Genomic DNA, 22,728 nt, shown 5'->3' on the forward strand with positions numbered 1-22,728 from the left:
TTTTGGCCGATTGTGCGATCCCTACTACGCTATGAAAATGCAGCGCTAACTAAGCCGATTTATGAAGGCAGTAGTAATCCGGTCGCGGTGTGTTCTGGAAAAAACATTATCGACTCGATTGATGAATGCTCATAGGTTGAGGACAACACAGCACTGAGTCGATCGCCCAACAGGTTCCAGGCGTTTTTTTTCTCTTCGGCGTAGTCGTGGTGTAAGTAATGGCGTCTCACGCGAGAGCCGGCCAGTACATGATTTTGGCAGCGATCGATTACATCCAGGCTAACGCCTAAGGCTTGCATCATGGTTGCGCCGGTACGGCGCAGGTCATGCGGTGTCCAGTCGCCGTGCTGGCCGTCGGCAAGCACCAGGGTATCGTCATGACGCCGCCTGGACAGGGCCTTGCGGTTTTTGAACCGGGCCTGGCGATCACCGACCTGTTTGCTCACCACCTTCACATCCACATGCTGATCATCCTGTTTGTTCGGAAAACACCACTGGGAATCTCCTGTGAGGGTCCTGAGTTCCTGAAAGAAATGCAGGGCGAAGGGTGAGAGGAAGACATGGTGGTCTTGTTTTTTGCCCCGGGTGCCTTTGACGTTTTCGCTGGGGAGGAACCACGTCTGTCGGTCCAAATCGACATTTTTCCATTCGGCCTGGAGCAACTCGCCAATTCGGCACAGCGTGCCCAGGCTGATCCAGAGCGCGAGTTGAGTTTCTTTTTTCAATGGCCGAATGCCTTCGTACTTTTGCCCGGCGGGGAGGGCGTCGTAATCGGCGGTCATTTGCTGGAAGCGGTTGTGCAGTTCTAACAGCTCCGCCGGGGAAAGGATGCGGCTTCTTTCCGCTTCGTAGTCGGCAGGGATCAATGGGGAGATGTCGACCAGTTCCGTCGGATCGCCCTCGATCAATAAGGCCCGCCAGGGCTGACGTTTTCTGGCCCAGCTGAACATCTGGGTAAGGTCGGCGAAGAAGCTGATGGCTTGTCGGTGAGCGCCGCGGTTGACGACGGTGCGGATCAGCGCCCGAATATCGTGTTCGGACACACTGCTCACCGCTGTCTTGCCAAGCGCCGGGAATAGGTCCAAAACGACGCTGTAACTCGGCATTGCCGTCTTTGCGCGCGACGCCATCCACCAGCCAAGCCTTGGCCAGATCCTGGACGGTCAGCGTTTGCACCTTCGTCGTTTTTATTTGTTCGGCCTCTACGTTAGCCGCGGCGTATGCCTGTGCCTTGGCGGTTTTCTTCTGTTCGTTGGGATTGATCTGCTCATCGATGAGCGCGCGGGCCTGGTTGCGGGCCTTGCGGATGTCCGTCAGGGATTTGCGCGGCCAGGATCCGCAGGCGTACTCTTTGTTCTGCTCGCCCAGCGATAACGATAGAAAAAGCTGACCGACACACCGTCCTTACGCACGGAGATTCGACCGGCCAGATTGCCATCCTCCCTGAGGATTCGGCCGGCATCGTTGGCGGTCAGTGATTCGAGTTCTTTGATGGTGATTTTGGCCATAAAATGGGTTCCCCCTACTTTTACCCCCACAAAAACGTCGGCTCTTGGTGGGCGTTACTGGATTCTCGTAGAGCAGAACACCGCTGGAACTGAAGTAAATACTCGCTTAGAAAAATCCAGAGCAAAATTTTGGAAGCTTTCAAGAAGTATGAAAAAGGAGATGGGGTGCTAGGGGTCGAGTGTTCGAATCACTCCGTCCCGACCATATAATTCAATGACTTAGCCAGGTTTAGTAACAGCCTGGCTTTTTCATGTCCGCGATTTGGCTGTTCCGGTAGTGAATTGGTAGTGAATTGAGATTGTCTTGTATGGTGGTTCGCATCTGGCGATCGGATAGCCATACGCCTCTAGGTCGTTTATCACGACTGTCAGCTAAGTCTCCCGGAGCCGCTAAGCAGCTGCGCCTGCCAAGTGTGAGTTGGCGTCTGAACTATCGAGCGGGCTTCATCCTGGCGCACCTGACGTAGTCGGAGGGTGATATCGAAAAAGCTATTTGGGGTTCTCGGCAGTGCTGAGTCTGTGGCGTAGTGTTGCCCTAGGCTCAGATTCCCTTGACCTTGCGAGCTTCCTCTTCGTTTCAGCTTTTTCGGCCTTGAGTACTGCTTGCGTGATCAGATCCTCCAGCATTCCAGATATCGTTTTCTTTTGTCTGCCGGCTAGACGGTCAAGCTGAACCTTCACTGCCGTATCAAGAGTGAAGCTGTAGGACTTCTTATCTACTTGTCGATCTCTGTACCGCTTCTGGCGCCAGGCGGCTGACATATTCCTGATTAGCAGCTCATTGGCTGGTGTGTCTCGGAGACATTGACTCCATTCGGTGAGGCTATCTTCAGGAGAGGACAGCAAGCCCCTAGAAAGTATCTCCCCCTTTGTAGTCAAGTAGTCAATTGCCCATAGGTGCTGGGTTCGATTTCGAGGGTTAAGCCACTTAAGAACCATAGCCTCTAGCTTTGTAACCTCCGGTTCTGATAGGTCTACGATGGGCAGGTCTGATGGAGCTATGGTGGATAGGTCTGACAGGTCTGACAGGTTTATGGTGGATGGGTCTGATAGGTCTACGGCCGTTATGAATGTAGTATTTTTATCGCTCAATGTAATGTTATCCTGTATCAGATATTGACTCGTTACTATGTGATGGTATGCCGTATCGTCACATAGTGACAAAACGTGTGACGTAACCATGTAACGCTACGGAGAGACGTTTAGTGTGACGTTACCTGTTTAATTTAGCGTATATGTCCAATTATGAAAGGCTTTATCCTGAAATATCCTTGGTTATGTTAAAGAAAAATAACCTATTTAATATGCAACTCTGCTCTGAATGGCATCTCGATACCCAGGTGAGGGGTGTCACATATCCACTTGTGAAGAACGGTAATCAGGAGTGTCTTTGATCTAGCGCTTCCATCTCCAGCGCGGCGCTAAACGGTCGGCGCTGCAGTCAGAGCGACTTGCCGCAGTAAGCTCAACATTATCGCGGGCCGTGCATAAGCGCTCGAGCTGGCTGTTTGTCGGTTCCCATCAAAGTGGTAGACCTACGGCTGCGCTGATTCATCCTCATTCAGGGAGTTCGGAGGTTTGGGCAGGAACAGATGGAGCAGGCTTTGGCGATGATCGGTTCCCAATGTGGTCGATCGGCTTCGAAGTATTTTTTTACAGGCTTTGCGAATCCTCTGAACGATATGAGAGGAGCCCGTTCATGAGGATCATGCGCCTGAAAGAAGTTATCGACTGCACCGGGCTGGGCCGGTCCACTATCTACAAGTACATCAGCGAGGGAAGTTTTCCGAAAACAGTGTCATTGGGCGACAGGGCTGTTGGCTGGGTTGAAAGCGAAGTTATGGGTTGGGTCATGTCCAGGATCGAGGCTCGTGATGCACGCGAGTCTCTCACTGCGGAGTCTCCGCTAGGTAATCAGCCGATTGGCTGAGCGTTCGTCAAATCATCCGGTTGGCGCTCAGGCTGTCCGGATGACTCGAATCTTTGGTTTATTTCCAGAGTATCTGAATCACTGAAGCTCCCACATTCTTGCCGAGCTCTCTGTCAGTTTGCCACTCCACTCCCTTGCAGGAGTGGAGTGGTTGGTTTCGGTATTAGTATTATTTATATGCCCATACATTAGACATGGGGTCATCTGGGTAGAGCCTGCATTTCTCATAGCCATCATCAACCAATAGATTTTACCCATCCGTTCTAGGCAACTGCCATCCTGACGCTCATCCCTCAAGAAGGGATGAGTTCAGTCAGTGACTGAACAAAGTGTCTCGCAGCAGTTGCTGAGGTCTGCTACATCGGCAGCTCGAGCTGTAAAAATTTACAGAATCCACTGAGTTGATGAACCTACTCACTCAGCGGATCATTCCCATGACACACCAACCCAAACGTCACCCTGGCAACAGCAATCTCCGCCTGCACTACGAGAGTACCTTTCGAGGACTGCCTGTACTGACGTCCTACGCTCCTTTCATTACTGATGGACTTGCCCCTACAAAACCGGACACCAACTCCCTGTTAACTTGATGCTGCGGCCAAGCGCCTGAACTCCCTCGGCGAGCGATAGCTCAAGGCACTATGCGGATGCTGCTCGTTGTAATGCTCGAAGGCAATGGCCAGGTTGCGCAGCGCCGTTTCTCGATCCGGCTTGGGCATGTGCGCCACGTAGTCACGCTTGATCGTCTTCACGAAGCTCTCGGCCATGCCGTTGCTCTGCGGGCTGCGCACCGGTGTGGTCACCGGCTGCAAGCCGATCTGTCGAGCAAACAGGCGCGTCTGTTCGGCGGTGTAGGCCGAACCGTTATCGCTGAGCCACTGCACCGGCGTTGCAGGCAGTTGATCACCGAAGCGCTTCTCCACGCTTTCCAGCATCAAGTCGCGGATATCATCGCCGCTGTACCCGGTTGGGCTGGCGACCCAGCCGATGGCTTCGCGATCACAGCAGTCCAGGGCGAAGGTCACGCTCAGTTTGGCGCCGTCCTCGCAACGGAATTCAAAGCCATCCGAGCACCAACGCGTATCGCTGGTTTGCACCGCAATACGGCCTTCGTGCCGACGCGGCACGCCGGGTTGTTTGATCCGGCGTTCAAGCAGCAGGTTGTGATCACGCATCACCCGGTAAACCCGCTTCACGTTGATCGCGGGTAGCAACTGGGTTTCACGGGCGCGACGCAGCAATCCCCAGACTCGACGGTAGCCATAGCTGGGCAGTTCGCTGACCTGTTGCTGGATTTCGGCCACCAACTCAGCGTCGTTCACAGGCCTGTTTCGCCGTACTTTGGGCGATACCAATTGCTTGATTCGAACCGTTAATTGCGAGCGCGCCACACCGAGACATTCGCTGACCAGCTTCACTGGTCGTCCCCCGGCAACAAGGGTGAGTGCGCAATCCATTTTCGCGACCGGGCGATCTCGACGGCCTCTTTGAGGATTTCTGCTTCCATCGTTTTTTTGCCCAGCATCCGTTGCAGTTCACGGATCTGCTTGAGCGCATCGCTCAGCTCGGAGGCAGGCACCACGGCCTCACCAGCACTGACCGCCGACAGGCTGCCGTCCTGATACAGCTTGCGCCACAGGAACAGCTGGTTGGCATTGATGCCGTTGCGCCGAGCCACCACCGAAACGCTTTGTCCTGGCTCAAGGCTCTCGCGAACCATGGCCAGTTTTTGCTCCGGGCTCCAGCGGCGCCGCCGCTCCTGGCCCAAAAGCTCCCCACTCTTATCGTTGCTGTTAGTCATAAACATAACCGTTTGCCTATCCCTTATCGTAAGGGGGAAACGGTGTCCTGTCTTTCATGGGGCTCGTTCAACTGAATATCTCGAAGGCGTTTATGAGACTACTCAGTTAGCTCTGATCGCTCACCGTCGGGTGTTTGCTGTACGTTTCGACCTGCATTTCCCAGATGACGACTCCGTCCCTGAATCAGCTAACACCGTCGTCTCCAGGTTTGTTGACTCCTTAACTGAAAGGATTCAATCCGCACGGGAGCGGTCCAGGCGTCAGAATGGCACTGCTCATCAGACAGGCGTCCGATGGTGTTGGGTCAGGGAGATTGGTCGAGAGGGACGGCCGCATTACCACTTCGTCTTGTTGCTCAACAAAGATGCGTACCACACCGTGGGGCGCTATGACTCAGCACAGCAGAATCTATACAGCCGCATTCATGCTGCATGGGCCAGTGCGTTGGGAATTCCTGTCTACGATGTCTATGGCCTGGTACATATCCCTGTCAACGCTGAGTACCACCTCACTCGGAATGATCCGGCGGAGTTGGAGCGGTACTTCCGTCGAGTGAGCTACCTCTGCAAGGCGGCGACCAAGGTGTATGGCAATCGCTGTCGTGTATTTGGTTGCAGCAGAGGGTGAATGGACCGCTGCAGCAAATCAGGGGATGGAAGGTTAGGTAATCAAAATGAGTACCACCATGTTTGTAAAATCCAAATATGGACATGCGCCTAAGGCGTACAATAATATCCGCTAAATAGTCAGATCACGTGCCGCTAATTCGTATGACGCCCATAAGCTCTCTTGCAGACCTCGCTCAGCCACAGCGTGACCGCCTAGCCTTTATCGAACTGCGTGTGCGTTTCGTCGGGGAGATTCGGAGGCAGGATCTGGTTGAGCGCTTTGCCATCCAGTCCGCTGCGGCCACCCGGGATCTTGCTCTGTATAGGGAGCTAGCTTCCGGCAATATCGACTATGACTCCAAGGCCAAGACCTATGTCCTTGGCGCTGACTTCCGTTCGCTGTTCGATTACCCGGCCGAAAGAGTTATGTCGTGGCTGACTCAGGCCTTTGGTGATGGCGAGCCGCTTAAGTTCAAAGCTTGGGTGCCTAGTGAAACTCCTTCTAGGCTGACGAACCCTGATTTGGATGTGCTGGCGAGCGTGACGCGCGCCATCCATCAATGCTGTCCCTTGGTCGTTGAGTACCACTCGATTTCCAGTGGCAAATCGAAACGCGAGATCGTGCCTTTTGCTTTGATCGATACAGGTTTGCGCTGGCATGTTCGCGCGTTCGATCGAAAGTCAAAGGAATTCCGCGACTTCGTCATTACTCGGATAAGGCGCCCAGTGGTGCTTAATGGCCAGCCCGTGGCTCCTCACGAGATGAGCGATCAAGACATTCAGTGGACTCGAATCGTCGAGTTAGAGTTGGTGCCGCATCCGAGTCAGCCGCGTCCAGAAATAACCGAAATGGACTATGGGATGGATGGAGGGGCACTGCGCATGAAGCTGCGTGCCGCCACTGCCGGATACATCCTAAGGCAATGGAGCGTGGACTGCTCGCCAGGCCATAGTCTGCGTGGACATGAGTACCGGCTTTGGCTGAAGGACCAGTTGGCGCTATACGGTGTCAAGAATGCTGTTTTGGCTCCAGGCTACAAAGAACCCCGCCTGGACGAGGCGAAGCCAAATTACTAACTGTGTTGCCCAGCTGCCCAGCTGCCCAGCTGCCCAACTGGAAAAAAGATTTAGGACTTTTATGAATACCATCGCAAAAACAATCGCAGAGCTCCGGATACTGATTGGTTACCTGGGGGAAAAGGGCCAGGCTAATTGGTGGGGCAGCGAGTTCTTTGGCGCTACAGCGGCTGCTTTTTTGGCTCCAATATTCAACCGATCTCTGTTTCTTGCCCAATACCAGGGGGCAACTGCGGCGGCAGCTAAGGTTCACGACGAGGTCATTGGTGTTGGCCGTATCTATCACCTATTTCGTTTGCCGATCGGGCTCGAGCAAGCATCTGCTGATGCGCTCAACGACACCGCTTTCGTGCAAATCTTGCAAGGCAGATTGGCAAGTCGTGAGCTGGCGATGGTGCGCCTGGCTGAATTGGCGGAAAAACCAGAGTCCGCATCGCCAGGCCCCGTTTCGCTGGGCCAGATGAGTCAAGATCTACAAGCCGAGCTACAACGTGCTGCGGGCTTTTATTGTGCAGCCCTAACCTCCGGAATTCAGACGTTCCCCTACGTTCGGGAGGTTGAGTGAGTCAGCAGCGCTACTACACCACTCAGCTACAAGCCGGACTGGGGCTCCTAGAAGAAACAAGGCAACTGCTCCAGGTTTATCAACCTGGCATGAGTGCGTCGCAGCTTTATGAAGCCGCGCTGGCATCGGGTCGTTTCCCTTTGGTAACGGCAAGGCGCCTACGCAATATTGTTGTCGAGTGCTTTGCCCCACGCTACATGCGCGACCCATACGTTGCCGCGCGCCTCAAGTCCCTGGTTGATCATTTCACGACCGCCGAGCTCAATCAGCTGCTTTTTATCTATACCGCGCGAGCCAATCTTGTATTGGCAGACTTCGTTCGAGAGGTTTATTGGGCGCGCTATTCAGCAGGGCGAAATGATCTCCAGCTGGAAGACGCACGCACCTTTGTTACCAACAGCGTGCGCGAAGGAAAAACGCAAAAGCCATGGTCTGAGACCACGATCAAGCGCATCTCATCGTATTTGATGGGCTGCTGCGCCGACTATGGATTGCTGACAACCACAGGCCGCAACCAGCGCTCGATTGCTGCTTATCGCATCTTGCCAAAGGTCGCCGCCTACTTGGCTTACGACTTGAAGTTCAGTGGTCTTGGTGACAACCAAATTGTTTCAAGCTCCGACTGGGATCTCTTTGGACTGGAACGTACTGACGTCCGAGACCAACTGAAACGTTTGTCATTACAAGGCCTGCTCATATTTCAGGCCGCTTCCGATGTCGTGCATATCGGGTGGACCTATAAAAGCATGGAGGAACTGATCGATGTCATCGCTCAAAGCTGATTTCAATGAGTTGATGGAGCGAATTAAGCAGGGGCGCGAGTTTGGCCATGCCAGCTTCGAGCCCATTTTCTATTTGGTTTTTCCGCCGAATCAGATCCTCAATGTGAAGCGCGAAACACCCGCGTGGATGCACCGACTGCGCAACGAAGGCTGGGAAGTCGAAACCTTTTCGATCGCCGAGCATGTTGCAGACATTATCGAGAAGGCACCGCTTCGCAAGATCTGGCTCGCTGCCGATCAGAAAGCGCCCTTGGCATGGGACAAGACCAATGCGTCGCTCGCCAATGCCATCAGTAATGGCGCGTTGCAGGCACGCATCGAAGCCAAGCTGGCCGAACTTGAAGGCAAGCCTAAGGCCATTTTGCTGGTCACCGATCTTGAGGCGTTGCATCCCTACACACGCATTGGTGTCATCGAAGGCAAGTTGCAAGGCAAATTCCATGTGCCCACGGTGTTCTTCTACCCTGGCGTGCGCACCGGCAAGACACGACTCAAATTCCTGGGGTTCTACCCCGACGATGGCAACTACCGCTCTGTCCACGTCGGCGGCTAATCATTGAGGTAAAACATGACGATCAAAAAACTCTTCGACCCCAGCAAGAGCATCAATCGCAGCATTGAAAAGGTCATCACCTATGGCGTGTCACAAGAGGCGCGCCTGAAATCGGAAATCTCGGAATACGTGGTTACCGACAGCATCGACCAGCAGTTTGAGAATCTCCTGCTCAAGATGGAAGCCGCCATGGATATTGGTGGCGAAAACGAAGTCGGCGTCTGGGTGTCGGGCTTCTATGGCTCGGGTAAGAGCTCGTTCACCAAGTATCTAGGCTTGGCATTTGACGATCGCATCACCATTGATGGCGCTCCATTCATCCAGCACCTCCAAGATCGTCTCAAACGTCAGCAAACCAAGTCCTTGCTGACGAACGTAGCCAAGCGCTTTCCTGCCGCAGTGTTGATGTTGGACTTGGCCAGCGAACAGGTCGCAGGTGCGACCATGGAAGAGGTGTCGACGGTCCTGTTCTACAAGGTCCTGCAGTGGGCAGGTTATTCGCGCAATCTCAAGGTTGCAGCGCTGGAACGCAGGCTCAAGAAGGAAGGTCGTTACAACGAATTTCTGGATGCATTCAAAGAAGCCGCGGGCGGTGAAGACTGGAACAACTACCGTAACGACGAGTTGGTGGTCGACAGCCTCATTCCTGAGATTGCGCACAAGCTTTACCCCACACTTTTCAAGACGCCCAGTTCGTTCACGACCGAATCAAGTGAAATCGTCGTTTTCGAAAACGACCGTGTGCGTGAAATGCTGGAGATTGCCCGCGAGGCATCGGGCAAGGAATACATCATCTTCATCATCGATGAAGTCGGTCAGTACGTTGGCCCGCGGCCCAATCTGATCCTGAACCTCGATGGATTGGCGAAGAACCTGAAAAACATCGGCGACGGCAAGGTTTGGATCGTCGGAACGGCGCAGCAAACGCTCACGGCGGACGACGCGAAGGCAGCCCTCAACTCGCCAGAATTGTTCAAGCTTAATGACCGCTTCCCGATTCAGATCGCCCTTGAATCCAACGACATCAAGGAAATTTGCTACACACGTCTGTTGGGCAAGTCGTCACCAGCGGAAGCCGAATTGGGCGGATTGTTTGATCAATATGGTCAGCAGCTGCGCCAGAACACCAAGCTTGTCGATGCGCGCGTCTATGGCGTCGATTTCGATCGCAAGACTTTTGTCGATCTCTACCCGTTCCTTCCCGCGCATTTCGACATCCTGCTGCACTTGCTAGGCGCACTGGCCAAGTCCACAGGTGGCATCGGCCTGCGCTCGGCGATCAAGGTGGTGCAAGACATTCTGATTGACGGCTCTGAAGGCAAACTTGCCGTTGCAGAACAAGCCGTTGGCTGGCTCGCCACCACCGTCACGCTGTTTGATGCTCTGGATAAAGACATCAAGCGCGCCTTCGCTTCTTTGCACGCATCGGTCGAGAAAGTCACCAAGATCCGCTTCTCGCATTCCGAGTTGCATCAAAACATCGCCAAGACGGTCGCCGTTCTGCAAATCCTTGGCAACCTGCCGATCACCCGTCAAAACGTCACCAGCCTGATGCACGCCAGCATCGCCGGGGCGTCTCAAGCAGACGCTGTGGCCAAGGCGGTCGAAGACCTGATCAACGACTCCATCGTTCCATTTGGCGAACAAGACGGCAACCTTTGCTTCTTCAGTGAAAAGCTGAACGACATTGAACAGGAACGCAGCCAAGTTGCATTGCGCGGCGTTGAGCTGCGTCGCATCGTTAACGAAGCGTTGAACAGTGTCTATGCGCCATTGCCCTCCACCCAATTGCACGGTTCCTATGCCGTATCCACCGGACTTAAGGCGCAATCGGCAGGCAATGTACCCGCATCGTTGGCGGGTGAGCGTAACCAGATCCAAACCATTGTTGAACTGGTCGACCCCAAAGAAATCGACAGTGCACGCACTCGAGTCACTGACGAGTCGCGTCACAGTTCATCCAAGTTCAACATCTACCTGGTGGGCCGCACTACGCCGGAAATGGACGAACTGACGGCTGATATCCACCGCTGCCGTGAGATCGCCAACCGCTACCGCAGCGATCCAGATCAGGAAATTCGCGAATATTGCAACGGCCAGGCCGACCGGGCTGAACACCTCAGCACCAAACTGCGGGCACAGATCCAGCGCAGCCTGTTGCAAGGCTCATTCATCTTCCGTGGCCAGGTTGTCGCAGTAGATACGCTGGCGGCGGAGCTGCTGGATGCCGCTCGCAAACACCTGAGCGAAGTGGCCGAGCAAGTGTTCGATCGCTATGTAGAGGCCCCGGTGCGAGCCGGAACCGAACTCGCTGAGAAATTCCTTCGGGTCGGCAATTTGTCGGGCATCACCAGCGCTCTAGATCCTCTGAACCTTGTGCAAACCCAAAGCGGGCGGCACAGCATTCGCACGGACCACTTGGCCATGGTGAGCATCCGTGACTACATCAATCGCAACGGCACAGTCGACGGCAAGCGCTTGACAGATGTCTTTGCCGATGCGCCCTTTGGTTGGTCGGCAGACACCCTGCGATATCTGGTGGCGGCCATGCTGCTGGCCGGTGAGATCAAGCTCAAGGTGGCAGGACGGGAAGTCACCGTCAACGGCCAGCAAGCCATCGATGCCATCAAAACCAACAATACGTTCAAGATCATTGGCATTTCGCTTCGCGGCGGCGACCGTCCGACCAACGACGAACTGGCACGCGCTGCAATCCGGTTGACTGAATTGACTGGCGACACCGTCGTGCCGCTGGAAGACGACATCAGCAAAGTCACCACCAAGCTCTTTCCGCAACTTCAGCACCAATACGGCCCTCTCACTGAAAAACTGCGCAGTCTGAATTTGCCAGGTGTAGACCGCCTGCAAAACCTCACGCACGAGATTAACGATGTGCTGCTCACCGACGCTTCGGATGCGCCACGTCGTTTGGGCAACGAGCAATCAGAGCTGTTTGAAAGTCTCAAATGGGCTGCCGAAGTCAAACTCAAGCTGGAGCAAGGCCTGGAGCAAACGCTGCGCGATCTTCGCCAGCACTGCACGGCCATTGCCAACCTACCGAATGTGGCCTTGCTGGCCACGCTAAAAGAAGAGTTGTCTGAGGCCCTCAGCCTTATCGACGAGCGCCTGCAGCAGGCCGACTTCTATCGTTTTGCGGCTGATTTCAGCACCAGCCTCACCACCATTCGCGCCCGCATTCGCGATACGGTGATCGCGATGCAGGATCTGCTCAAAACACGCATCAAAGAGGCCGAGGTCGACCTAAAGCGGGTGCCGGAGTGGATCAAGCTCACCCAGCAAGAACAGACTGAACTGTTGGGTAGCCTAGAGCGGTTGATTGTGGAAGTGACGCCTGATTTGTTGGGACTCAATTCCATTACAAACAAGCTCTCTGAACTGCAGGATGTAGTACAAGGTTTGAAACACAGCATTGAGCGTCTTGGCACGAAGCGGATTAAGGAGGAGCTTGAAGCTGAGATTCCTGTGCCAAGTGCTGTAAATGAACCGAAACCAGCCATCGCGCGCAGCATCAAGGCGCGCACCAAGATCACCACGATGGATGACCTGGATGCGCTGATCATGCAACTGCAACAACTGCGTGGCGAGCTGAAGTATGCACATGCCTTTGCCGTCAATCTCGAACTGCAGGACGAATAAATGGCTTTCGATCAATCCACACGAGGCCGCCTGCAAAAGCTGGTTAACATTTGTCGCAGCCTGCTGTCCGACGAATTCAGCATCCAGCTTCAGCAAACCTATGGTCTAGACCCCAAGACCGGTGAAGTCACGCCGATGACACGACTCACCCATCTGGACGACCGGCAGCGCCACACGGCTGAGGTCCTACGCCAAACTCTGGTGCACTACCTGGGCGCTGATACCGACGACACCGATCACCGCATCGCAGTGCTCGACCGCATGGTGCGCGAGCAGGCATTTACAGTGCTCAACCGTCTGGCAGCGCTGTTGATGATGGAGGCGCGCGGGCAGTTGATCGAGTCGATCAGCAAAGGCTACCAATCCCGTGGCTATCAGCTCTACAGTAAGATTGCCGGTACCGCCCTGGGCGAAACAGGTCAAGCTTACCAAGTCTATCTGTTCAGCGTGTTTGATGAGTTGTCACAGGAACTGCCCGCCCTGTTTGACCGCTATGCTGCCAACGGTTTGCTGTTCCCTCGTGAGATTGCCCTGCGTGCGCTGCTGGATGAGCTGAACCACTTTGAGATTGAATCTCTCTGGGCCGCAGACGAAACAATCGGCTGGATCTACCAATACTTCAACTCTAAAGAAGAGCGCAAGGCCATGCGCGATGCCAGCCAGGCACCGCGCAATAGTCGCGAGCTGGCCGTGCGCAATCAGTTCTTCACGCCGCGTTATGTGGTGGAGTTCTTGGTCGATAATACGCTCGGGCGTCTCTGGTTTAACGCCACTGGCGGGCAAACTGAGCTGCGGGACCGTTGCCAGTACCTGCTGGTCAAGCCCGACGAGCAAGCACAGGTCGCCATCAAACTGCGTGACCCGCGTACCCTGAAGCTGCTGGACCCGGCTTGTGGCTCCATGCACTTTGGCCTGTATGCCTTCGATCTGTTTGCTGAGATCTATCGGGAGGCTTGGGCCTGGGAACAGCAGCACGGCCCCGGGTCTCTGGATGTTTCCACGCAGCCCCAAGCTGTGCTTAAGCCTCTTTGCCAGACCTACGATGACGAAGCGGCTTTTTCGCGCGAGGTACCGCGTCTGATCATTGAAAACAATATCTATGGCGTCGACATCGACCCGCGCGCCGCGCAGATCGCCACCTTGGCATTATGGCTGCGGGCGCAGCGTGCTTGGCACGATGCCAGCGTAAAAGCCAAAGATCGCCCACGCATTGGTCAGGGGCACGTCGTGGCCGCCGTCGCCCCCCCGGCTGAACGCGATTTACGCGCAGCTTTTGCCGCCCAGCTGGATCAGAGTGACGCTGAGTTGTTCGAGAAAACCTTACAGATGCTGAAGCACCTGCCTGAAATGGGCGTACTGCTCCAGGTTGAGCGAGAGCTACCGCACTTGATTCGTCAGGTCAATGTCGGCAAAGGTACAGGCCTGTTTGCTCAGCAAGAGCAAGAAACTTGGCTGCAGGCTGAGGTGCGTTTGCGTAAGGCACTGAATGAATTCGCGCAAGCAGCTAAATACACCTACCAAGGCCGCCTATTTGCCCAAGATGCATTGCAGGGCCTGCGTATGATTGATCATTGCCGTGAAGTGTTCGATGTGGTGGTAATGAATCCACCTTTTGGCGCGCTAGCTTCAAATACGAAGGATCAACTCGCCAAAGCCTATCCGCGCAGCAAAAACGATTTGCTGACCATTTTCGTAGAAAGAGGATTAGGCCTCCTTCGCACGGGTGGTTACCTTGGCGCGATCACTTCACGTACCTGTCTGTTTCTATCAAGTTATCAGACTTGGCGAAAAGAGATCGTCTTGGGCATGGCTACCCCTAAAGTTCTGGCAGATCTTGGTCTTGGAGTCATGGATGATGCAGTTGTTGAAGCTGCTGCTTTCACATTGGAGCGCTCTGCATGACAACAGTAATTCGTGTTATTGAGAGCGATGATAGAGCTCAAGCGCTCGAAGCAGCTTGCGCGTCTTTTCGGTCTGGTGGCATTGATAGCCGGATTGTCATCGTAGACCCTCTTGTATTTGAAAAAATACCTACCGCTCCGTTCGCGTATTGGGTTACGAAGAGCGTTTTAGATTGCTTCTCGGATCACCCACGCCTAGGTGATGGTGAGTTTGAGGCGTGGGTTGGTCTTCAAACTAATCATGACTTTCAGTGGGTGCGCGCATGGTGGGAGAATCAGGAGGTAGGAGGGCTATTTGGGCTAGTTCCTTTTTTTAAGGGAGGAAGCCGCTCACCTTTCTACTCCGATGTTTATTTGAGCGTCAGGTGGGGGGATGATGGACGACTCATTAAGGAGTGGAAGTTGGGCGAATTGAAAAGTGGTGAAATTACCGCTAACAACTCGCAGTGCTGGAACGAAAAAAATTATTTCAATCCTGGCGTTGCATGGCCAAGCCGAACTCTTTCGTTTTCACCCAGAGTGCTACCTTCTGGTTGTATTTTTGCTCACAAAGGACCATCAGCATTCTCGAAAAACAATGACGCCCAATCGCTTCTGGCTGTTATGGCGATGATGAATTCAAGACCTTTTACTGTTCTCCTTGAGACCCGTTTAAATGCCGCAGATAAAAACGCACGGTCGTACGAGGTTGGAATCATAGAGGGAACGCCACTACCGTACATAGACGGCCGTTCAAGAATCAAATTAGAAAGCCTTGCGAGACAAGCTTGGGAACTCATGCGGTTGCTTGATTCCGTTGTCGAAACTTCGCATGCTTTTTTGCTCCCAAGCATCTTGTTTTGGCAGCGCCTAGGTAGCGAGCCAGCATCCGTTGAAGCAGCTTTGAGAGATATTCAGAGAGAGATCGATACTGCGGCATTTGATCTCTATAACTTCTCAGAAGCTGATCGCCGGGTAGCCCTCGACAAAAGCAATGTGGAATCAAAAAATCGAGACGAAATGAGCGAAGATGAGGGAGATGCGACGGAGCCAGAAGCTCCCCCGATAGACGCGCTACTCTCTTGGTCCGTAGGTGTTGCTTTCGCCCGATTTGACTGGCGCTTAGCTACCGGTGAGCGTGTTGTAACAGCCGAGCCAGAACCCTTCGACCCACTACCGGCAAAAAGCCCGGGTATGTTGCCGGATGGTGCTGAACCCTTCCATGTACACTCTGGCATTCTGGTGGACGATCAGGGTCATCCGCACGATCTTGCTCGCCTTGTTGAGGAAGTACTGGATCGTGTCAGGGTGAACGTACCTGATGACGTGCGTCGCTGGTTGCAAAAGGATTTCTTCCCTTTCCATCTGCAGCGTTATTCCAAGAGCCGTCGCAAAGCGCCAATCTACTGGCCTCTTTCCACCGCGTCGGGTAGCTATACGCTTTGGGTCTATTACCCATCCTTGAATAATCAAACTCTGTTCACAGCGGTGAATGATTTTCTCGATGGCACCAATGGCAAACTGACGCAAGTTAGCCGTGAGTGTGCTGAGTTGCGTATGAAGGGGAGCGGCCGCTCTCGTGACGAGGAAAAGCAGTACGAAATGCTGCAAACCTTCGAGCAAGAGTTGACCGACCTACGCGACACCTTGCTCAAGATCGCACCAACCTATCAGCCAAACCACGATGACGGTGTGCAAATCACCGCCGCACCGCTGTGGCCACTATTACGCCACAAGCCCTGGCAAAAGGTCTTGAAAGACACCTGGACCAAACTGGAAAAAGGCAACTATGACTGGGCACACCTGGCCATGGCCTACTGGCCAGAACGCGTACGTGAGAAGTGCAAGACCGACAAATCCCTCGCCATCGCGCATGGGCTTGAAGATCTGTACGTGGAGCCAGCGGCCACCCCCAAGAAAACGCGCGGAAAAAAGAAGGCCGGGGGTGAGGAATGATCCAGGACGTCAAAGCATTCCCCGTCAGCTTTTACTTCAACCCGGATGGAGCGACCTCTTTCTTTATCCCAAAGTACCAGCGTGAGTACGTTTGGGGGTGGTCGAACTGGGATGCGCTATTCAACGATCTAGATGAGTCGCCTTCTGCTCACTTCTTGGGGTCGATCATTTGTGTCAACGGGCAGAAGGACTCGATGGCAGGTAGCAAGCTGGAGTTGATTGATGGCCAGCAGCGCTTTACCACTATCAGCCTGCTGTTCTGCGCGCTTTACGACAAGCTGACGTCGAACCCTGATCCGGATGACGACTTCAAAGTCGAGATGGTGAACTTGAAGAATCGCATCTTCATCAAGGCTAACAGTCAGTGGCGGCTTGAGCCCAGCGAGCAGATGCAGAACAAAGCGGATTTCCAGCGGATTCTGAGTGAGCTTTTTCCAAAGCTGGTCACCGCACCCAAAGGGCTGGCCAACTTCGGGAATCGCCGTATCGCGAAGGCCTACAAGTATTTCCGCGAGCGGCTTGCGCTACTGACCATTAGCCAGGGCATGGCGCTGCTGGAAAAACTCAAGTCGGCGATCCTAGTCAAGATTGAGGTTCAAAACCACTCAGACGCGTTCATGTTGTTTGAGTCGATCAACAACCGGGGCATTCCGCTATCGGCCATCGACATCATCAAAAATAACTTGCTGGCAGAACTCGACAAACGTCCCGACTACGGTATTGACCGGGCGTTTGATGAGTGGAAAGAGCTGATTTATTGGCTTGATCAGCCTGCGCTACAGGAGCGATTCCTGCGGCATTTATACAACACTTTCAAGTACCTGGGGCGCGTCGAAGTTAAAGGATGTCCAAGGGCGACGAGATCAAATCTCATCACCATTTATGACGTTATTTTGCGGCGTCATCCGGTGTGGTTTATCGGGCAGCTATTAGAAAAAGGAAAGACATATTCCTTACTTCACTTTCCGGATAGTGAAGACTGTGTTTGGTCTGAAGATACAAAAAATCAGTTGTTGGATTTACAGCACCTCGGCGCCGCTCCTGCCTATGCATTTTTACTATGGGTGAGTCAAGTTGCTCGAAGTCGGAGTTGGGATGAAGGCCTGGCACTAGGCCAAATAGCTTCTTTGCTCACCAAGTGGTTTTTTTGGCGAAATCTTACCGATACACCGCCAACCCGTGAGCTAGACCCGATGTTCGTGCAATTAATTGGCGAGCTGCTGAAGCAGATTCGTAATGGCTCGATTGGCAACCTCGAAGAGTTTGTGGTGCAGACCAGTGATTGGTTGGTGGCGCGTGCGGCCCCTGAGGATGTGTGTGATGCGCGCCTGAAGGGCGATGTTTACCTCGATAACTACGAGGCCACACGTTTCATGTTGTGCAAGCTGGAAGAAGTACATCAGACCCGCGAGAACACGCGCAATTTGTGGGCACACGACGCAAACGATCGCCCCGTTTTTACGGTTGAGCACATCTTGCCCAAGACAGAAAACCTTGGCCCAGGCTGGGTGGCCATGCTGGAACTCAACGGCAAGGACACCGCTGACGCCATACGCCAGCGCTGCGCCCACCAACTCGGCAACCTAACCCTGAGTGGGTACAACTCCAAACTCGGCACGATGGAATTCATCAAGAAGCGTGACCGCCAGAACGATAAGGACGACTTCATCGGGTATCGCAATGGGCTTTATCTGAACGCTGATTTGGCCACTCGCACCGAATGGAATGAGGCCGCGATGACGGCACGAACAGACAAGATGCTCAAGGAGGTGAAGTCCATCCTGAGCCTAAGGAGCAGCTCATGAGCATTGCTGAATTCATTCAGAACAAAATTCTTCGTCCCCGATTGCAGAAGACGGGTAGTCTCGTGGTGTATGACCCTGCCGGGCATTACCAAGATGTCTGCAAAGGGTTGGCCGACGAAAAGCTGCTGGTTGTGGATGCTTCAAAGAGCAGCATTGAGAGTCGGGTAGCTGCGATGCAGGGCTTGCGTGATGTGATCGATCGGCAGCTCGCTGGAATGCTGGTCTATGTGCCTGCAAAAGCGCCCGAGAGCGATGAAGAAAGGCAGGCTGATCCCTTCGCACCCATTGCCGCAGCCGGGGCGATTTTCCCCGAAGGGGATGGTGATAGCTTTGAGAGCCTATGCCTGAAGGCGAAACCAGATCACACCACGGCCATTAGGGCCATCTTTGAGCAGGATGCTTCGCCTAGTTTTGCGGTGGTGGATGCTATTGGCGGCGGCTTGGGCTGGCCCAACTTGCGTGCGCTACTGGCAGTCGAGTCCGCCCGAGACATTCTGTTCGCGCTGCTTGTGCCAAACGATGCGCAGCAATCGGCATTGAAAGGCAGCGATAGCTGGGTGACAGAGGCGCGTGATTTGCTCCGCAACAGCATGGGCCTGTCATTGAAGACCAGAGGCAAGACATGGGACTCGGTTGCCAACGAACTGTGGCGTTTCGTTTTGTTCAGCGAGTTTGTGTTTGATCTGCCTGGTGCATTGCCTGCCAGTTTGAGCGATGTACCGCGAGCCGAAACTCAGGCGAAGCCGTTAATTGAATACCTGTGCGATCTGCTGCGCAATGATCGCCGTACGCAGAGTGTTTATATCGACCGCGCAGAAGAAATTGAGCGCGATCTCAACCTAGTCAGCCAATTTGGTAGCTGGTCCGATTTGGGCGACCGGGACACCTTCCCGTTTGAAGAGCGCACATTTTTGAGTCGGGCGATCGAAGGCATCCTGCGTGATGACATCGACCGGGTGAAGAGCATCTCGGAGCGCCATCAGCAATCGGTGTGGACGGGCAAAGGCGAGAGCCGTGCCCAGTGGGATTTGATTCGATCGGCTACTGAGTTGCTTCAAACCTGCGACGACATGGAGCGGCAGCTTTCGGATAACGCACGCAATCTTGATGTGCTGCTGACCTTTTACGTGAGCAGTCTGCGTGAAGCTGATCGCTTGCATCGCGAGTTCGAACAGGCAGTTAGCGATTACGACTGGCAAGACGCGCAAGGTGTCATGACGCCAGTCAAGCAGCAAGTTCGTAAGCAGTACGGCAAACTGGTCGAGAAGGTGCAGTTGATCTTCACTCGCCATGTGGAACAAAGTGGCTGGCCGTTGGCTGGGCAGCTATCGAATACTGATGTGTTTGACCGCATTGTTGCGCCCAAGCTGCAAAAGAACGGCCACAAGGTGGCGTACTTCATGATTGATGCGCTTCGCTACGAATTGGGCGTGGCGCTGGAACGGCAGTTGACGGAAGACGGACAAGTTGAATTGCAGGCTGCCATGGCGCAGCTACCAAGCATCACGCCAGTAGGCATGGCCAGTTTGTTGCCCGGGGCTGGCCAGCAGCTTCGCATCAAGAATGACGAACAGAGCCTGGTGCCAATGCTGGGTGACCAGGTGGTGGGTACCGTTGCGCAGCGCATGGATGTGTTTCGGAAGAAATACGGCCAGCGCTTTGAAGAGGGGCGTCTGGAAGACTTTGTTCGCGGACGTTTCGATTTCTCGCCTGAAACCGATTTGTTGGTGTTGCGCGCTGTAGAGATAGATAGCCACTTTGAGAACCATCCTGACACCGCCCCTGCAGAGATTACCAATGCACTCAAACGCATTCGGGTCGCAATTCATAAGCTGAAAGAACGTGGCTTTCATGAGGTGGTGATCGTGACCGATCACGGCTTCTTCATGAACACCCACGCTGGTGCGGGCGATGTCTGCAGCAAGCCCGCTGGCAACTGGATTGGCATTCATGACCGGTGCGCGCTGGGTGATGGTGCTGGCGACAGCAATCACCTCGTGGTCTCAGCCGAGAAAATGGGCATTCGCAGTGACTTTGCCAAGTTCGCTGCGCCACATTCGCTGGCGGCCTATCGCAGTGGTTTGCTCTATTACCACGGCGGTATTTCTTTGCAGGAATGCGTGGTGCCGGTGATAACGATGCAGTTGAAAACATCCAATCAACCGACACTGCATAAAGCATCTGTGGCGATGAGCTACAAGAACGGTGCCAAGGCCATCACCACACGTATGCCAGTGATTGACCTTGCAGTTGAAACGGCAGACATGTTCTCGACTGAAAACGAGTTCGAGATTTTGCTGGAGGCACACGACAGCAAGGGCGAAGTGGTGGGTGAAGCGAAGGCCGGAGGTGCAGTGAATCCGGCAACAGGAACATTGTCGTTGAAGCCAGGTGACAAGGTTCAAGTCACGATCAAGATGCAAATGGATTTCGAGGGGAAATTCAAGATCAAGGCTTTGCATCCAACGACTTATACGGTGTACTGCCAACTTGACCTGGCAACCGACTATGCGGTGTAAAAACGATGAATGAGCTCGACCAAAAGCTGACCGCCACCTTTGATGGCAAGGTACTGCGCAAGGATCTACTCCATCGGATTAAGAAGGGAACCAACGTCCCTACCTTCGTGCTGGAGTTTTTGCTTGCGCGCTTTTGTGCGAGTGATGATCAGGCCGAGATGGATGCGGGCATGGAGGCGGTGCTCGCCAGCTTACAAGACAACTATGTAAAGCCTGACGAGGCCAATGCCGCGCAGTCAAAGGTGGCAACCAAAGGCAAGCATCGCTTTATCGACAAGGTCCATGTTCGGTATGTCGAGAAGGAAAAGCGCCACTGGGCCTCATTGGAGAACTTCAATTCACAGCGTATCGCTATTGGCGAGAAGTTCTATCGAGACAATGACCGCCTATTGGAGGGCGGAATTTGGGCTGAGGTGACGTTGGCACATAACGCGATCGAAGAAGACGACTACGCGTTTTACATTGAAGACCTGCGGCCCATCCAGATCAGTCGCTTTGATTTTGACCGCTACTGTGAAGGTCGCACTCAATTCACCCGTGACGAGTGGATTGCGGCGATTTTGCGCACCGTTGGCCTGGAACCAACAAAGCTGTCAAATCGCGTGTGTATGCACTTTATTGCGCGCCTGGCTGCCCTCGTTGAACCCAATTACAACTACATTGAGCTTGGGCCACGCGGCACCGGGAAGTCGTATTTCTTCAGTGAATTTTCGCCCTATGCCACATTGATTTCAGGTGGACAGGCGACCAAGTCGGCGCTGTTCTACAACAATGCGCGCCGTAAGGTTGGTCTGGTTGGGTTTTGGGATACCGTGGCTTTCGACGAAGTAGGCGGCATCAAAGTCAAAGATCCGGACACCATTCAAATCATGAAAGATTTCATGGCGAATGGTCGCTTTTCGCGTGGTGCTGAAGTGATCGCTGATGCCAGCCTTAGCTTTGTTGGCAATTTCGATTTATCCATCAGCCAAGTAGTTAACTCGGTTGAGCATGATCTTTTCCAACCATTGCCCGCTGAGTTTGACTTGGCGATCATGGATCGATTTGCAGCCTACATACCTGGCTGGGAAATGCCCAAGAACAGCAGTGAATTTCTAACCAGTAGCTACGGGTTCATTACCGACTACCTGGCGGAAGCATTCCACTACCAGTTCAAGCACACCAATCGGTACGAAGAAGTCAGTAAACGCATCCGACTTGGCAAGAGTGTTGAGGGCCGTGATGAAAAAGGCATCAAGAAAACCGTCTGTGCCTTCCTGAAGATTCTTCACCCTACCGGTTCTCCGACCGATGAGGAGTTCGAAGAATATGTAGCCTACGCAGTTGAGTGCCGTCGACGTGTGAAGGAGCAGATGAATAAACGCAAACCCGATGATGAGTTTGCGCGCATTGATCTCTCATTCGTTAATGCGCAGGGGCAAGAAGTTGTTGTCTATTGTCCCGAGTCGAAGGATGCCGCAGCTACACAGCAACCGTTTAGACGGCAGCTCAACGACAAACTTGCACCTGAACGTGACGTTGCGACAGAGGCTATACAAAAGCCGAGGGTGCCCGAGCCTGCGAGCAAAGTCGAAGTAATTCCTCCTGTCGTCACCCCTGTTGTTTCAGCCGAGTTGGTGGAGAAGCACTTCACGATTATGTACGGTGACGTCGGCCACAGCTACGAATCGATCATTGGTCCCTACCTGCGAGGAGCAAAGACGGTCGTCATTGAAGACCCGTACATTCGCCTTCAGCACCAGATCCAGAATTTCGTTCGCTTTTGTGAGTGCGTCTTAAAGGCCGGAACGGTGAAGAAGATCAACCTCATCACCGGATACGACGACAACACGCAGCTGGCCGATATTGCAGAGAAGCTGGAAGAGTTGAAGCAAAGCTTGCTCGAGATGGATGTGGAGCTTGAGGTCAAACTCAACCCGAACCTGCACGATCGAGAAATCCGCCTGGACAACGGTTGGGTCATCAAAATCGGGCGAGGCCTGGATTTTTACCAAAAGCCGGGTGGCTGGTTTGAGGTGGGCGCGAACGACTTGAGTCTGCGAAAGTGCCTTGAAACCAAGGTGGATATTTTTCGTGGGTAAATTGA

14 protein-coding genes and 1 pseudogene are annotated in these 22,728 nt (G+C 53.7%); 12 read left to right on the forward strand and 3 right to left on the reverse strand.

Going from position 1 to position 22,728, the window contains the following annotated elements; all coding sequences use genetic code 11:
- Window positions 1-59: 59 nt before the first annotated feature.
- Together B723_RS16775 and B723_RS16780 are read right to left on the reverse strand one after the other, a co-directional pair.
- Window positions 60-1,508 (reverse strand): annotated as a pseudogene (locus B723_RS16775) (tyrosine-type recombinase/integrase).
- 489 nt (window positions 1,509-1,997) lie between these two features.
- Entirely contained in the window at window positions 1,998-2,600 is a 603-nt protein-coding gene (locus B723_RS16780; RefSeq protein WP_017337791.1) for a hypothetical protein, read from the reverse strand.
- Between the two features lie 607 nt (window positions 2,601-3,207).
- Between B723_RS16780 and B723_RS16785 the strand changes: the two genes are divergently transcribed.
- Window positions 3,208-3,438 carry an AlpA family transcriptional regulator gene (locus tag B723_RS16785; RefSeq protein WP_031318670.1) on the forward strand — a complete coding sequence of 77 codons (231 nt, stop codon included), beginning with the start codon at window positions 3,208-3,210 and terminating at the stop codon, window positions 3,436-3,438.
- Between the two features lie 581 nt (window positions 3,439-4,019).
- On the opposite strand, the gene B723_RS32285 is transcribed toward B723_RS16785, so the two are convergent.
- Window positions 4,020-5,239 (reverse strand): IS3 family transposase gene (locus B723_RS32285; RefSeq protein ID WP_425311781.1). Its coding sequence is split into 2 segments (ribosomal slippage): window positions 4,020-4,900 and window positions 4,900-5,239, totalling 1,221 coding nucleotides; the frame shifts between segments, so codons are not numbered across the junction.
- Here B723_RS32285 and B723_RS32290 point away from each other — a divergent pair.
- The 11 genes from B723_RS32290 (at window position 5,157) to brxL (ending at window position 22,723) form a co-directional block, all read left to right on the forward strand.
- On the forward strand, window positions 5,157-5,867 hold the full coding sequence (locus tag B723_RS32290) for an inovirus Gp2 family protein (protein ID WP_144425242.1): 711 nt from the start codon (window positions 5,157-5,159) through the stop codon (window positions 5,865-5,867). The two genes, B723_RS32285 and B723_RS32290, sit on opposite strands and share 83 nt — an antisense overlap.
- Before the next feature lie 143 nt (window positions 5,868-6,010).
- The gene (locus tag B723_RS16800; RefSeq protein ID WP_017337794.1) at window positions 6,011-6,925 is read left to right on the forward strand and encodes a WYL domain-containing protein; all 915 of its coding nucleotides are present in this window, start codon (window positions 6,011-6,013) and stop codon (window positions 6,923-6,925) included.
- 61 nt (window positions 6,926-6,986) lie between these two features.
- Window positions 6,987-7,490 carry a BrxE family protein gene (locus tag B723_RS16805; protein WP_017337795.1) on the forward strand — a complete coding sequence of 168 codons (504 nt, stop codon included), beginning with the start codon at window positions 6,987-6,989 and terminating at the stop codon, window positions 7,488-7,490.
- Window positions 7,487-8,272: a DUF1819 family protein gene (locus B723_RS16810; RefSeq protein WP_017337796.1), complete on the forward strand. Its 786-nt coding sequence runs from the start codon at window positions 7,487-7,489 to the stop codon at window positions 8,270-8,272. The genes B723_RS16805 and B723_RS16810 overlap by 4 nt, the downstream gene beginning before the upstream one ends.
- On the forward strand, window positions 8,253-8,825 hold the full coding sequence (locus B723_RS16815; protein WP_013692224.1) for a BREX protein BrxB domain-containing protein: 573 nt from the start codon (window positions 8,253-8,255) through the stop codon (window positions 8,823-8,825). The genes B723_RS16810 and B723_RS16815 overlap by 20 nt, the downstream gene beginning before the upstream one ends.
- A 15-nt stretch (window positions 8,826-8,840) precedes the next feature.
- On the forward strand, window positions 8,841-12,482 hold the full coding sequence (gene brxC, locus B723_RS16820) for a BREX system P-loop protein BrxC (protein ID WP_017337797.1): 3,642 nt from the start codon (window positions 8,841-8,843) through the stop codon (window positions 12,480-12,482).
- Window positions 12,483-14,384, forward strand: coding sequence for an Eco57I restriction-modification methylase domain-containing protein (locus B723_RS16825; protein WP_031318675.1), 1,902 nt, complete (start codon window positions 12,483-12,485; stop codon window positions 14,382-14,384).
- A complete protein-coding gene (locus tag B723_RS16830) occupies window positions 14,381-16,318 on the forward strand; it encodes a hypothetical protein (protein WP_031318677.1) in 1,938 nt (645 codons plus the stop codon). The genes B723_RS16825 and B723_RS16830 overlap by 4 nt, the downstream gene beginning before the upstream one ends.
- Complete coding sequence (locus B723_RS16835; RefSeq protein WP_017337800.1) at window positions 16,315-18,123, forward strand: DUF262 domain-containing protein; 1,809 nt, start codon at window positions 16,315-16,317, stop codon at window positions 18,121-18,123. The genes B723_RS16830 and B723_RS16835 overlap by 4 nt, the downstream gene beginning before the upstream one ends.
- Entirely contained in the window at window positions 18,120-20,642 is a 2,523-nt protein-coding gene (locus tag B723_RS16840; RefSeq protein ID WP_017337801.1) for a PglZ domain-containing protein, read from the forward strand. The genes B723_RS16835 and B723_RS16840 overlap by 4 nt, the downstream gene beginning before the upstream one ends.
- A gap of 5 nt (window positions 20,643-20,647) precedes the next feature.
- Window positions 20,648-22,723: a BREX system Lon protease-like protein BrxL gene (gene brxL, locus B723_RS16845; RefSeq protein WP_017337802.1), complete on the forward strand. Its 2,076-nt coding sequence runs from the start codon at window positions 20,648-20,650 to the stop codon at window positions 22,721-22,723.
- Window positions 22,724-22,728: the final 5 nt, after the last annotated feature.

The sequence above is a fragment of the Pseudomonas fluorescens NCIMB 11764 genome (assembly GCF_000293885.2).
Lineage (GTDB): Bacteria > Pseudomonadota > Gammaproteobacteria > Pseudomonadales > Pseudomonadaceae > Aquipseudomonas > Aquipseudomonas fluorescens_B.